The sequence below is a fragment of the Hymenobacter siberiensis genome, assembly GCF_018967845.1.
Classification (GTDB): domain Bacteria; phylum Bacteroidota; class Bacteroidia; order Cytophagales; family Hymenobacteraceae; genus Hymenobacter; species Hymenobacter siberiensis.
In genome coordinates this window covers 3660914-3674624 of sequence record NZ_JAHLZZ010000001.1, presented here as the reverse complement: position 1 = coordinate 3674624, position 13711 = coordinate 3660914, and the positions used below count along the sequence as shown (strand labels likewise).

The window sequence follows — 13711 nt, the reverse complement described above, 5'->3', positions numbered from 1 at the left end:
AAGCAGCTCTACCGCAATAGTAAATCCTTTCGATTGGATTACTTGCGCGGTAGAGCTGCTTCGGCTCCGCTCAGTATGACGTCCAGGCTTGGGTCGTCAGCTGACAATAAACCGGCGCTAGTGCTGGCCGGGCCGGGGGTGGTAGCCCGTGCCGGGGCGCGCCACCGGGGCCGGCTTGATGGGCGCTTTGCCCTCCTCATTGCCCACGTAGCGCTTCAGGCTTTTGGCGGCTTCGGGGTTCAGCGTGGCGGCTTTCTCGAGGTCGCGGCGGGCCTCGGAGAGCTTATCAAATGACGAGTAGCTGATGCCCCGGTACTCCCAGGCATCGGCGTAGGTCGAATCGAGCTGGATGGCTTTGGTGAAATCAATTACCGCCGACTTGTACTGGTACATCTGCATCTTGGCCACGCCCCGGCCGAAGTATGATTCCTTGTCATCGGCGCGGTACTTGATGGCGCCCGAAAAGTCGCTGGTCGCTGACTTGTACTGCTTCATCATCAGGTGGTTAACGCCTCGGTTGTAATAGGCATCGGGGTTGTTGCGCTGGTATTTGATGGCCGTGGCATAGTCGGGCAGCGCCTGCGCGTAGTCCTTGAGGTAGCTTTTAGCCTTGGCCCGCTGCAGGTAGGCAGCCGAGTTTTTGGGCTCTACTTTGATGATGGCATCGGCGTTGGCCAGCATGTTGCGGTAGTCGAGGGCCGTCATTTTCTTCTCCTTTTCACGCTCGGCCGAGGCAGCCGAGGCCGACAGCGCATTCGGGTCGGGCCGGTCGGCGGCCAGCGCAGCGGCCGAGGCTACGGCCGTGGCGGGCGTGGCGGCAATGCCATTGGCCTCGCCGGTGGTGCGGGCATCGGGGGCCGAAGTGGCCGCGCCGGTCGAGTCGGGCCGGCGGGCGTCGGAGGCCGCCGGCATGTTCATCAGCTGGCTGGTGTTGGACGGCTTTTCCTTCTCGGTAACGGTCGTAGCACAGTTGGTGAGGAAAGCCAGCAGCCCGAGCGCCGCCATAGAAGGGCGAAAATGTATTTTCATAATATGCGGAATATGTAGCGCCGGCAAGCTGTGCCGTAGCCCGGCATTATACGGGGCAATCAGAAAATTGGCTGCCGGCCCGGTCCGCGCCAAAATCTTGTTGGTAAGATTACCCATCGGCAACAACAATCCCGACGCGGCGCGGCGGCTATCTTTACGACTTATAATGGGTGGGCCCCCCAGCCGGGCCCGGTATACATTTATCTTTCGCAGCATTCTATGGCATTGCAATTTGATTTGGTCGTGGTCGGCAGCGGCCCTGGTGGGTACGTAGCTGCCATTCGGGCGTCGCAACTGGGTTTGAAAGTGGGCGTTATCGAGCGCGAGTCGCTGGGTGGCATTTGCCTCAACTGGGGCTGCATCCCCACCAAAGCCCTGCTCAAATCGGCGCAGGTGTTCGAGTACCTCAACCACGCCGCCGATTACGGCCTGAAGGCTGAAGGCATTGGCTACGACTTCGGAGCCGTTATCGGCCGCAGCCGGGGCGTGGCCGACGGCATGAGCAAGGGCATCACCTTTCTGTTCAAAAAAAATAAAATCGAAACCGTGATGGGCACCGGCAAAGTGCTGGGCCCCGGCAAGGTGGAGGTGACCAGGGCCGACGGCAGCAAGGAAATGGTGGAAGCCAAATCCATCATTCTGGCCACCGGCACCCGCGCCCGCCAGCTGCCCACCATGCCCATCGATGACGTAAAAATCATTGGCTACCGCAAGGCCATGACCCTGGAGCAGCTGCCCAAGCGCCTTGTGGTGGTGGGTTCCGGTGCCATCGGGGTCGAGTTTGCCTACTTCTACCGCACCATGGGCTCGGAGGTGACGCTGGTGGAGTTTCTGCCCCGCATTGTGCCCGTGGAAGACGAAGAGATTTCGCGCCAGATGGAGAAGTCGTTCCGCAAAATCGGTGTCAACGTGCTCACCAGCGCCGAAGTAACCAACGTGGACACCAGCGGCGCCGGCTGCCACGTCACCATCAAAACCGCCAAGGGCGAGCAGGTAATTGAGTGCGACGTGGTGCTGAGCGCCGTGGGCGTGACCACCAACCTCGAAAACATCGGCATCGAGGAGCTGGGCATCAAGGTAGAGCGCGGCCGCCTGGTGGTCGATGACTTCTACCAGACCAACGTGCCCGGCATCTACGCCATCGGCGACATCGTGCCCGGCCCCGCGCTGGCCCACGTCGCCTCGGCCGAGGGCATTATCTGCGTGGAGAAAATCGCGGGCCATCACCCCGAGCCGCTCAACTACCAGAACATCCCCGGCTGCACCTACGCCTCGCCCGAAATTGCCAGCGTGGGCTACACCGAAGCCGAAGCCAAAGCCAAAGGCTACGACGTGCTGGTGGGCAAGTTTCCCTTCTCGGCCTCGGGCAAAGCCAGCGCCGCCGGTGCCAAAGATGGCTTCGTAAAAGTCATCTTCGACAAGAAGTACGGCGAGTGGCTCGGTGCCCACATGATTGGCATGAACGTGACCGAACTGATTGCCGAAGTAGTGGTGGCCCGCAAGCTGGAAACCACCGGCATGGAAATCATCAAGTCCGTGCACCCGCACCCCACCATGTCGGAAGCCATTATGGAAGCCGCTGCGGCTGCTTATGGCGAAGTGATTCACTTGTAGTTTTTTAGATTCTTACGAAGCAACGAGGCCCGGCTGATTCAGCCGGGCCTCGTTGCTTCGTAAGTTGCTGTCAACTGTCAAGTAATTCCTGACAGTTGTGCAATGCGTAACTAAAATGCAGTTGGTAAGAAATCCTTACTAACTGCCAAGGAAAAGCAGTTGTCCGGAAATACTGGATAACTGCCAGCGATGTATTCAGTTGTCAATGCACTGGTGGCCCTCACGCTGCTCATCGCCGAGAGCAAGCCCGAAGACAAGGCCACGATGGTGACCCTGCTGGTGAATCTGATTAACCAGGACAATTAGCTCAGGCACCAGGTCGGGAAAATCCCGAATTCCGGGGGACCTTTGTCGAACCGCGCCAAACGTTTTTCAGCGCTTGGCGGGTTCGGCAGCTTTCTCCACCGTCATCTATCCCATGCGTGTCCTTCACACCGCCGACTGGCACCTCGGCCAGCACTTCCTCACCGGCCAGGAGCGCACCACCGAGCAGCAGGCTTTCCTCGACTGGCTACTGCTGACCGTGCAGGCCCAGGGCATTGAGGTGCTGGTGGTGGCCGGCGATATTTTCGATACCCAAACGCCCTCCTACACGGCGCAGGAGCTGTATTATACCTTCCTGGTGAAGATGCAGGCCACCGGCTGCCGCGACATCGTGGTGGTGGGCGGCAACCACGACTCGCCTACCATGCTCAACGCCTCGCGGCAGCTGCTGCGGCAGCTGCGCATCCACGTAGTAGGCGGCGTGCCCACCGACCCGGCCGAGCAAATCCTGCACCTGAACGCGGCCGACGGCCGGCCGGGGCTGGTGGTGTGCGCCGTGCCCTTCCTGCGCGACCGCGATATCCGCCTGGCCGTGGCCGGCGAAACGCCCGACGACCGCCAACTCCGCATCCGCCAGAGCATTGCCGACCACTACGCCGCCCTGGCCGACCACGAGTCGGTGCTGCGCCAGCGCGAGCAGAATGTGCCCGTGCTGGCTACCGGCCATCTCTACGCGGCTGGCGGCGAGGCCCGCGAAGGGGCCGAGCGCGACGTGCACATCGGCGGGTTGGGCCTGATTGGGGCCGAGCACTTTCCGGCCGCATTCGACTACGTGGCCCTGGGCCACCTGCACCGCCCGCAGATGGTCGGCGGCCGGGCGCACATCCGCTACTCGGGCTCGCCGGTGCCACTGTCCTTCACCGAAGCCGATGATAAGCAGCAGGTGCTGCTACTGGAATTCAACGGGGCTGGTGCGCCGGCCATCACCAGTATTCCGGTGCCCGTGGCGCGGCGCTTGCAGCGCTTCCACGGCACGCTGGAGGAGGTGGAGGCCGATATTCTGGCTTTCGATAATGCCGCATTTCCGTTGGTGGCCTGGGCCGATGTGCTGGTGCGCTCCGACGAAACCCCCGCCGAAGTGCAGCGCCGTGTGCAGGCCGTGCTGCAGCTGCAAAAAGCCCAGGTGCTGGCCCCGCGCGGCGTGCGCCACCAGCGCGCCACCGATGCCGCCGACCTGGCCGAAAGCACGATACCACTGGCCCTACTGCACGAATTGACCGTGGATGAGGTGTTTGGCCGGCGCGTAGCCAGTCTGCCGCCCGAGCGGGCCGCCCTGCTCACCGCCACCTTTGGCGAGCTGCGCCAGCTGCTGGCCGAAGCCGACCCGCTGGCCTGGGGCGGCACCGCCGAATAAGGCCGGCGCAGTGACGTTTCGGCGGTACTTTTGGCCTTCACATTCATTCTACTCATGAAAAAGATACTACTGCCTGCCCTCGGCCTCGCTTTCCTGCTGGATACCACCACGGAATCCTGTGCCCAGGCCAACCTCATCCACGGCATTACGGCGGGCATTGGACTGGCCCGCATGGCGGCCAACAAAAAAGACGCTTCGGCGGCCAAAAAAGATGCCCCAGCTGCCGCCACGAGCACCTACCGGGGCCAGGTGTTTCCGATGCAGCGCACGCCGGCCGACCAGCTGCCCAAAAAAGGGGCCGAGCAGGTGACCGAGGTTGAAACCCAGCTCGACCGCTTTCACACGGCGCTGCTGGCCGACTCGGCCAGCGCCCTGTGCACGCCCGAGCAGCGCACGGCCATCCAGACCGCGCTGGTGGGCCTGGCCCGCGCCCAGTCGCGCTGGGACCTGCAGCCCTACCAGCAGGAGGCCACGTTTTACCTGGCGGAAGATGCCCGCCGCCAAAAAGCGGCCTCCACCAAATAGCCCGGCGCTTGCCGGCACCCCGTTTTCCGCCCGCCGCCGCCCGCTTACTGCCGGGGGCGGCGGGCGTAATTTTATGCTATGAAAATTATCAGCGTCCGCTTCGCTAACCTGAACTCGCTGCCCGGTCCGTTCCTCATTCGCTTCGATGAAACGCCGCTGGCCGACACGGGGCTTTTCGCCATCACCGGCCCCACCGGCGCGGGCAAAAGCACGCTGCTCGATGCCATTGCCGTGGGCCTCTACGGCCGCGTGCCGCGCCACGACCGCCAGGTGGGCGAGATGGTGAGCCGCCACGCCAAAGACGCTTTTTCGGAGGTTGAGTTTGAAGTGCACGAAACCAATCCCGATACCGGTGTGGTGGACCGCGTGCGCTACCGCTCGCGCTGGGAGGTGAAGCGCAAAGTGCGCGGCGACGACAAAGGTGCCCTCAATGCCGACGCTATGACGCTGGTTATGAGTCCCTCCAACGTGGCCGTTATCAGCGGCAAGGAGGCGGTGCCGAAGCGGGTGGGGGAGTTGTCGGGGCTGGATTTCGGGCAGTTCGAGCAGTCGGTGCTGCTGAGCCAGGGCAAATTTGCGCGCTTCCTGCATGCGCCGGAGAAGGAGCGGAGCGCCCTGCTGGAAAAGATGACCAACGTGGGCATCTACTCGCGGCTGTCGGTGGCGGCGTTTGAGAAGGCGAAGGAGGAGGAGCTGAAAACCAAGCTGCTGCGCGCCAAGCTGGATGCCACCAGGTTGCTGACGGACGAGGAGCGGGCGGCGCTGGAAACCCAGCTCGATGTGCTGCACCAGCAGGCCGAATGGCACCACCTGGAGCAGCAGGAGCTGACGGTGTGCCTGACCTGGCGCACCATCCTCGACCAGCTGGATAAGCAGCTATCCGAAACCGAACGCGAAGCCGAGCGCCTGCGCCGCCACGACGAAACCCTGCAACCTGAGTTTGCCCGGCTGGCCGGCCACATCCGCGCCGCCGCCGTGGATAAGCCGCTGGAGCTGGCTGCTGCCGCCGAAAAGGAAGTCGTCAGCGACGAAACCCAGCTGCGCGAACTGGCCGAAGCCCTTCCCCGCCTGCGCCTGGCCGCCGATGCTGCCACCACTGCCCACACCGCCGCCCACGCCACCCACGCCACCGCGCTGGCCGATGAAAACCGCCTGCGCCCCCTGCTCAGCAAAGCGCAGCAGCAGGATGCTGAGATTGCCGCCGCCCAGCATCAGCTCGATTTGAAGCGCGAAGCCCACGGCCAAAGCCGGAAGGCTTACGACCAGGCCGAAGCCGTCCTTAGCAGCGAGACGCAGCAGATTGAAGCCCTGCAAACCCGCAACGCGGCCCTGGACCACTGGCTCATCGAGCACAGCGTTGAAATCGACCTGAAAAACCAGGTGCTGGCGCTAGACCGCGAAATCATCGACCTGCAAAACGCGCAAAAGGAAATCGCCACCCGCGAAGCCAGCCGCGCCGAGTTGCGCAAAAGTCAGGACCAGACGGCCCTCGACCTGCGCCGCCAGCGCGGCCTCGAAACCGAGGCCCAGGCCCGACAGCAGTCCATTAAGGACGAAGGCCAGCCCTGCCGCACCGAGCGTGATGCCCTGCTGGCCGGCACAACTGCCGCCGCCCTGGCCCAGCGCGCCGACGACCTCACCGTCCACCGGCAAGCCCTGCAACAGCTGTTGCCCAAAGCCGAAGCCGCCCACGAGTACCAGACCCGCGCCGAGGCCCTGACCGCTGAAATCGACCAGCAGGCCCCGGCCCTCGCTACGGCCGAAACAGCCGCCGCTCACCTCGAAACCCGCCGTGCCGACGGCCAGAAGCTGCTCGACAGCTACCGCCGCGAGCTGCGCGCCCAGCAGGCCCTGGCTGACCTCAACGCCCACCGCCAGCACCTGGAGGCTGGCCAGCCCTGTCCGCTGTGCGGCGCGCTGGAACACGCCTTCGCCCCCGATTTTACGGCTGAAGCCGATGCCCAGGAGTTACGCGTGACCCAGCAGGAGCAGACCCTGGCTGCCCTCGACGAAGAGCTGCGCCACGCTACCACGGCCCTCACCCGCCACCAGACCGAGCAGCGCCAGCGCCAGCAGCTGCACCAGGAAGCCGTCACCGCCGCCGAAACCGCCCGCCAGCAAGCCGCAGCGCTCGGGGCGGCGCTGGTGCCCGCGCCCGCTCAGCTGGCCGACCCGTCTGCGGTGCGTGCGCTGCTGGAAGCAGCTGCTGGTGAGCAGGATGCTGCCGTTGCTGTCCGCCGCCGCCTGGCCGTGCTCGATGAAAAGCTGGCCGAGCTGCGCGAAAAATACCTGCAGGCCGGCGAGGCCATCACCGCCGCGCAGCGCGAAATTCCGCGCCTGCTGGACCGGCAAGCGACCACCGAGGCAGACTTAACCCGGCTGGCTGATGAGTTGGGATACTGGCAGGAGCAGGCCGGGATTTTCCAAAGCTCGATTCGGGATTTCCTGCAGCCGCACAAGTTGGAGCTGCCCGCCCGGCCGCCCTACGACGGCCTGCTGGCCACGCTGCGGGAGCGAGCCGACCACTACGAAGCCCAGGTTACCACGCTCAGCGAGCTGGGAAAACAGCTGCTGGAAAAAACCAGCCAGCGCACTGCCCACCAGCAGGCACTGCAGCGGCAGCAGGCACAGCTTGCTGCCGCTGCCGCTGTTTTGGTCGCCGACCAGGAGGCCCTGCAACAGCAGCAGCAGGCCCGCCAGAGCGCTTACGCCGGCCCCGACCCCGCTACCGAAGCCGAGCAGCTCCGCCAGAATACCCTACGCCTAGCCACTGCCCAGCAGCTCAGCCAAAACCAGCTGGCCGACCAGCAAAAAGCCTTCGAAATTCAGCAGAATCGGCGCGATGGCCTGCAAACCCAGCTGGCCACCCACCGCGCCACGCACGAGCAGCGGCAGGCCGAGCTAACCACGGCGCTGGAAACCGCCGGCCTGGATACCGCAGCCGAAGCCCGCGCCCTGCTGCTACCCGCCGCCGAGGCCCAGCGCCTCCAGCAGGTGCGTCAGGAGCACCTCACCAACCAGACTGCCGCTGCCCGCCGCCTCGCCGACCTCACCGCCGAGCTCAGCCACCACGCCGAGGCGGGCCTCACGCCGCATTCGGCGCCCGAGCTCACGGCCCAGCTCAACACCCTTTCGGCCGCCGATGATATTCTGCAGCAGAAGCTGGGGGCCGTGGGCAACCAGCTGAAGCTGGACGACGACGCCCGCACCCAGCAGGCCGCCGGCTTGCAGGAACTGTTGCTGCGCCAGCAGGAAGAGCAGCGCTGGCAGGACCTCAGCGACCAAATCGGCTCGGCGCGGGGCGACAAGTTCAGCCAGTTTGCCCAAGGGCTCACGCTCACGCACCTGGCGCGGCTGGCCAACCTGCGCCTGCGCCAGCTCACCGGCCGCTATACCATCCTCAAAACGCCCAACCGCAACCTGGAGCTGCAAATTATCGACCACGACCAGGCCGATACCGTGCGCCCCATGGCCTCGCTCTCGGGCGGCGAAAGCTTCCTGGTGAGCCTGGCCCTGGCGCTGGGCCTGAGCGAATTGGCCGGCCACAAAGCCCGCATCGAGTCACTATTTATTGACGAGGGCTTCGGTACCCTCGACCCCGAAGCCCTGAACACAGCCCTCGACGCGCTGGAGCGCCTGCAGCATTCGGGCAAGATGATTGGCATCATCTCCCACGTTTCCGACCTCAAGGACCGCATCGGCACCCAGATTCGGGTGCGGCCCGGCGCGGGCGGCAACAGCTCGGTGCACCTGGTAGACGTGCGCGGCGAAGAAACCGACTGCGCGGTGTAATTGTACCGTGGACTCTGCGAGTCCGCGCGTGGGAACGGTCAAACTCGCGGACTCGCAGAGTCCACGGTCGCTAAACAGCCTTCACTTCAGCCCAACTCCAGTAGCTCTTCGCCTCAACCCCGGCATACCCCGCCCGGAAAAACGCCACTACCTCCCGCTCCAGCACCTCCGGCGCGATGGACGACGCATAAATTGGCCGGCCGTCGGGGTCGGCGTAGCGCTCGGCTTTGCTGAGCTTTCGGCCGGTGAGGCGCAGCAGCGGGCCGGTATCGGTAATTCCGTCGGCGGCCCAGGTTTTGCCACTGGTTTCCAGCGCGTTGAGTTGGGCTGCGAGTGGGGCCAGCGGCAGGCGCGGTAGGGTAGGGCGGCTGGCCAGGTCAATCCAAGTCGTGTATTTGTATTCGAGCTCGTAGCGGTTGCCTTCGTACTGGCTCAGCACGATGTCGTAGCCGGCGGTGGGGCCGAACAGGGCGTAGTAGGGCAGCGGCGCGGGCGTGCGCACCACGGCCAGTCCGATTTCGGGGTAGTCCTGCCGCGTGGTTTGGTGGCTCCGAATAATGGCCGCCGCCCGCTGCACCCGGTCGTATTCGGGCTGCCAGGCGGCGCGGCCGGTTGCCAGGTTTTCCAGCACTGCGGCGAAGTGGGGCAGAAACCAGTCAAATTTCTCCGCCGAGGCCTCATCCTCGCGCCGGCGCCGGGCGGGCGCACCGAACGGCTCGTAGAACCGAGCCTTTTCTTCGGCATTCAGCCAGCACACCAGCTTTAGTGCATCATCAGCCAGCGGGTGGGCCAGGTCGATTTCGCGGAAGTCGCCCAGCACGGCCACCATGCGCAGTAGTTCTTCGTGCTTCATTGCCAGCCCTTTATTCAGCAGGCTCCATACGCCGATAAAGCCGTCGATATCAAAATGATTGGCCGTGACAGCTGCTGCCTCCAGGCCCGGCGTGGTGGGCTGGTGCAGCGCCCGCAGGGCCGAGCCGGCGCTGGTGTCGTCGCGCAGGGCTGGGGGCGTGGCCGCCCCGCGCCAGTGCGCCAGCGTGAGCACGGCCCCAAGGCCCACACTATCCACCACAATAGTAGGCTGCTGCCGAAGCTGCGCGAAAGGCACGAAATAGCGGTTCATCCGGCAAAGCTCCGTCAAAAATGCCGGGCGGGGCAATCCCGCCTACCGCCGCCCGCGCCGGTTGCTGATGCGCTCCACGCGCTGCCTCCGAATCCAGCGCAGGTAGGTTTGCAGCTCTTCGGCCGCCCGCAGCGCTTCCACCGAAGAATATTGCCGGGCCAGGGCGCGGTTGCTCAGAAAGCGGTGCACGCTGCTGTGGCAGGGCTGGCACAAGTCCACGGTGGGGCCGTACTTGCCGCCTTCTTCGCGCGGAACGAGGTGGTGGCGCGAGGTCGATTGCACCTCCCGCTCGCAGAGGCCGCAGCGGTGGCCGGTCGGGGCCGACATTGAATTATTGGGTGGCCATGAGACGGACCGCGAGCGTGGCCTGGGCATTGCGCAGATAGTAGTCAAGCTTGAACAGTTTGTCTTAAACCCCAACAGGATTCGCCCGCTGCAAGTTGCGGATTCGTTATCGGCGTACTATCTTAGCCAGTAATGTGCGGTGGTTTTGCATATTACTACCCGTTCTGTTCAGCCGCGTTTCACCATTTTTCTCCAAATCTTTTAACCGTGATGATAACTGTACCCTCATTTTTACAGCTCAAACAGTGGCCGCTGGCCGGCTGGCTGGGCGGTGCGCTGATGATGTTGCTGCTGCTGGGGCCGGCCCCGGCTGCCCACGCGCAAACCTGGATGGTGAGTACTACCGCCCAAATCAAGCTGGGCATCCTGGATAAATACGGCCAGCTTGGTCCTTACACGGCCAATTTTATTGTGCATAGCGAAAAAACCGGCAAAGACTATCTGCTGGTGAAGGAGTTGGCCAAAGGCCAGACCGGTGTAGACGTGCTTTTTCCCACCGACCCCTCCGACCCCGAATATTTCAAGGCTGAAACCGGGGAAGCAGCCAGCGCCATCCCCGGCCGCTACACCTGGGAATGCCGCGTGAAGGGCCTGAAAGCCGTGGGTGGCCGGTTCATGATTCCCGAAGTGGCCAATGATATGACGATTATTAACAAGTAGCTGAGCCGGTTCCGACCGCAAAATTCAAAAGCCCGGCCCCGCGCCGGGCTTTTTGCGTTATAGTCAGGTCAGAAGTCCTGAATTCTCGCTTAACCGTTACGCATCATGCCTCGCAAGTCTTTTCCCGAACTCATCAATAGCCCCGGAATGCCGGTGCTGGTCGATTTTTTTGCCACCTGGTGCGGCCCCTGCAAAACCATGGCCCCCATTCTGGAGCAGGTGGCGGCTCAGCACGGCGGCAAGGTGCGCATCATTAAAATTGATGTGGACCGCAACCAGGCCGTGGCCCAGCAATACCGCGTGCAGAGCATTCCCACGCTGATTCTGTTTCATCAGGGGCAGCCGGTGTGGCGGCAGGCGGGCGTGGTGCCGGCCACCCAGATTGCGCAGGCTTTGCAGCCGTTCGTGGGCAAGTAGGCCGGGCGCGCGCGGGCGCTAAACTATCCGGCGGATGCCGGCGTTGGGGAGGACGCTACCTTTGTGCGCTCTCCCATTGCTACCGTATGATTTTTAGATTTTCCCGGCGTTACTACTTATTACTGTTCATATTGGGACTGGCTTGGCCCCGGGCCGGCTGGTCCCAGACGGCGGCGCGGTTCACCATCAGCGGCACGGTGCGCGGCGGGCGGGGCGAAACCCTGCCCGGCGCCAGCGTGGCCGTGCCCGCCCTCGGAACTGGCGTGGCGGCCGACTCGCTCGGCCACTACTCGCTGAGCTTGCCGGCGGGCCGCCATCAGCTGGTAATCGCCTTCATCGGCTATCAGCAAATCACCCGCGAGGTGACTTTGACTAAAAACCAGCGCATCAGCCTCAACCTCGAAGAAAGCGGCAACGAGCTGGGCGAAGTGGTGGTGGAGGGCACCGTGACCCTGGCGCAGAAGCTCAAAACCACGCAAATGGGCGTCGAGCACCTCAGCATCAACGAGGCCAAGTTGCTGCCGGCCTTGTTTGGCGAGGTCGATATTCTGAAAACGCTGCAGCTAAAGCCCGGGGTGCAGAGTGGGGGCGAGGGCACCAGCGGCCTGTTTGTGCGCGGCGGCTCGGCCGACCAGAACCTGGTGCTGGTTGATAACACGTTGGTGTACAACCCCAATCACTTGTTCGGGCTGTTTTCGGTTTTTAACTCCGATGCCGTCCAGAGCGTGGACCTCTACAAATCGGGTTTCCCGGCGCAGTTTGGCGGGCGGCTGTCGTCGGTGGTAGATGTGAAGCTGCGCGAGGGCGACCGTCAGCACTACGTGGCCACCGGCGGCGTGGGCTTGATTTCGTCGCGCCTTACCTACGAGGGGCCAATTAATAAGGGCAAAGGTTCGTTCATCGTGAGTGGGCGGCGCACGTACTTCGACATTTTCACGCGGGCGCTCAACAAGGCCAACGAGGGCAAGGAGGACTACAGCCCCATTCCCGACTACTATTTCTATGACCTCAACGCCAAGGCCAATTATACCCTCGGCGAGAAAGACCAGGTGTTTCTAACCGGCTATCTGGGCCGCGACATCTTCGGCTTCAGCAGCCCGAACGGCTTCAAATTCAGCTTCCAGTGGGGCAATACCCTCGGCTCGCTGCGCTGGAACCACACTTTTTCGCCCAAGCTGTTCGTGAATACTACCGTGTCGGTGTCGGATTACAAATACACGCTTACCAACCAGTTGGCCAACGTGTTCAGCTTCAACCTGGGCTCGCAAATCACGGACTACACCGGGCGCACCGACTTCGAGTACATGCCCAACGACCGGCACCAGATTAAGACCGGGGCCATGTTTACGCAGCACCACTTCGGCGTGGGCCGCCTCAGCGCCAGCACCGGCGATGGCCGCCTCGACATCGGTTCCGACGTGCGGTACGATGCCCTCGATGGGGCCGTTTACGCCTCCGATAATTACAAGGCCACCGACAAGCTCCAGCTCGAAGGCGGCCTGCGCCTGACCGGTTTCCGCAGCGGCACCAACCAGTACGGCGGCCTGGAGCCCCGCGCCGCCGCCCGCTACGCCCTGAACGATAAGACGTCGTTCAAGCTCAACTACGCCATGATGTACCAGTACGTGCACCTGGTCACGAATTCGGGCGCGTCGCTGCCCACTGATATCTGGTACCCCTCGCGGCTGTCGGTGAAGCCGCAGCAGTCGCAGCAGGTGAGCGGGGGGGCAAGCTTCCTGCTGGGCGGTGGCAAGTACTTGCTCACCAATGAGGTGTATTATAAGTGGGGCCGCAATCAGGTCGATTTTCGGGATGGCGCGCAGCTGTTCGTGAACCCCGATTTGGACCAGGAATTCATTTTCGGTAAGAGCTGGGCCTATGGCAACGAGCTTTATCTGGAGAAGAAAACCGGCAAAACCACCGGCTGGATTGGCTACACCCTGGCCTGGAGCTGGCGCAATTTTCAGCCCCAGAATGGCACCAATGGCGTGAACGGCGGCCAGGATTTCCACCCCAACTACGACCGCCGCCACAATTTGACTGTGGTAGTAATACACAAGCTCAATACCCGTATCAGCCTCACAGCCAGCTTTATTTATACCTCGGGTAACCTGACCACGCTGCCGCTGGGCCGGTTTGGGGTGCAGGATATTCCGGGCTCCAGCGTAGGCATCGACCCGCGCCCGGTGCCCGTGTACCCCGACCGCAATTCCTACCGCCTCATCCCGTACCACCGCCTCGACCTCGGCGTGGTGTACAAAATCGGCGCCCGGCGCGACCAGGACCTCACCCTGAGCATCTACAACGCCTATAACCGTCGCAACGCCTACTTCGTGTTTTTTGATACCGTGAAGGACAATGCCAGCGGCCGCACCACGGGCTTCCAGGCTAAGCAGGTGTCGCTGTTTCCGGTCATCCCGTCGCTGACGTATAATTTCCGCTTCTGACCACGGATTAGCGCGGATTTTAGCGGATTCCACGGATTTTGTGGACGGTATTGCAGGGTTTTTTTATGAGTGTTTTTAACA

General features: G+C 63.1%; 10 protein-coding genes. 7 read left to right on the top strand and 3 right to left on the bottom strand.

Annotated features, from left to right (window positions below; translation table 11 throughout):
* Positions 1-117: 117 nt before the first annotated feature.
* Positions 118-1029, bottom strand: a complete 912-nt coding sequence (locus tag KQ661_RS16080) for a tetratricopeptide repeat protein (protein ID WP_216689255.1) — start codon at positions 1027-1029, stop codon at positions 118-120.
* A 219-nt stretch (positions 1030-1248) separates the two neighbouring features.
* On the opposite strand from KQ661_RS16080, the gene lpdA reads away from it, so the two are divergent.
* The 4 genes from lpdA to KQ661_RS16060 all read left to right on the top strand — a co-directional run bounded on the left by lpdA (position 1249) and on the right by KQ661_RS16060 (position 8638).
* Positions 1249-2643 carry a dihydrolipoyl dehydrogenase gene (gene lpdA, locus KQ661_RS16075; RefSeq protein ID WP_216689254.1) on the top strand — a complete coding sequence of 465 codons (1395 nt, stop codon included), beginning with the start codon at positions 1249-1251 and terminating at the stop codon, positions 2641-2643.
* A 418-nt stretch (positions 2644-3061) separates the two neighbouring features.
* A complete protein-coding gene (gene sbcD / locus KQ661_RS16070) occupies positions 3062-4321 on the top strand; it encodes an exonuclease subunit SbcD (protein WP_216727489.1) in 1260 nt (419 codons plus the stop codon).
* 54 nt (positions 4322-4375) lie between these two features.
* Positions 4376-4846 (top strand): hypothetical protein, encoded by a 471-nt coding sequence (locus tag KQ661_RS16065; RefSeq protein ID WP_216727488.1) that lies wholly within the window; start codon positions 4376-4378, stop codon positions 4844-4846.
* A gap of 78 nt (positions 4847-4924) precedes the next feature.
* Entirely contained in the window at positions 4925-8638 is a 3714-nt protein-coding gene (locus KQ661_RS16060) for an AAA family ATPase (protein ID WP_216727487.1), read from the top strand.
* Between the two features lie 70 nt (positions 8639-8708).
* Here KQ661_RS16060 and KQ661_RS16055 read toward each other — a convergent pair whose 3' ends face one another.
* Complete coding sequence (locus KQ661_RS16055; protein WP_216689250.1) at positions 8709-9761, bottom strand: DUF6687 family protein; 1053 nt, start codon at positions 9759-9761, stop codon at positions 8709-8711.
* Between the two features lie 42 nt (positions 9762-9803).
* Complete coding sequence (locus tag KQ661_RS16050) at positions 9804-10088, bottom strand: HNH endonuclease (RefSeq protein WP_216689249.1); 285 nt, start codon at positions 10086-10088, stop codon at positions 9804-9806.
* Between the two features lie 228 nt (positions 10089-10316).
* Here KQ661_RS16050 and KQ661_RS16045 point away from each other — a divergent pair, with 228 nt between their 5' ends.
* The 3 genes from KQ661_RS16045 (at position 10317) to KQ661_RS16035 (ending at position 13630) form a co-directional block, all read left to right on the top strand.
* Positions 10317-10766: a hypothetical protein gene (locus KQ661_RS16045; RefSeq protein WP_216689248.1), complete on the top strand. Its 450-nt coding sequence runs from the start codon at positions 10317-10319 to the stop codon at positions 10764-10766.
* A 105-nt stretch (positions 10767-10871) separates the two neighbouring features.
* The gene (gene trxA / locus KQ661_RS16040; protein WP_168674075.1) at positions 10872-11183 is read left to right on the top strand and encodes a thioredoxin; all 312 of its coding nucleotides are present in this window, start codon (positions 10872-10874) and stop codon (positions 11181-11183) included.
* Between the two features lie 131 nt (positions 11184-11314).
* The gene (locus KQ661_RS16035) at positions 11315-13630 is read left to right on the top strand and encodes a TonB-dependent receptor (protein ID WP_235726994.1); all 2316 of its coding nucleotides are present in this window, start codon (positions 11315-11317) and stop codon (positions 13628-13630) included.
* Positions 13631-13711 lie beyond the last annotated feature (81 nt).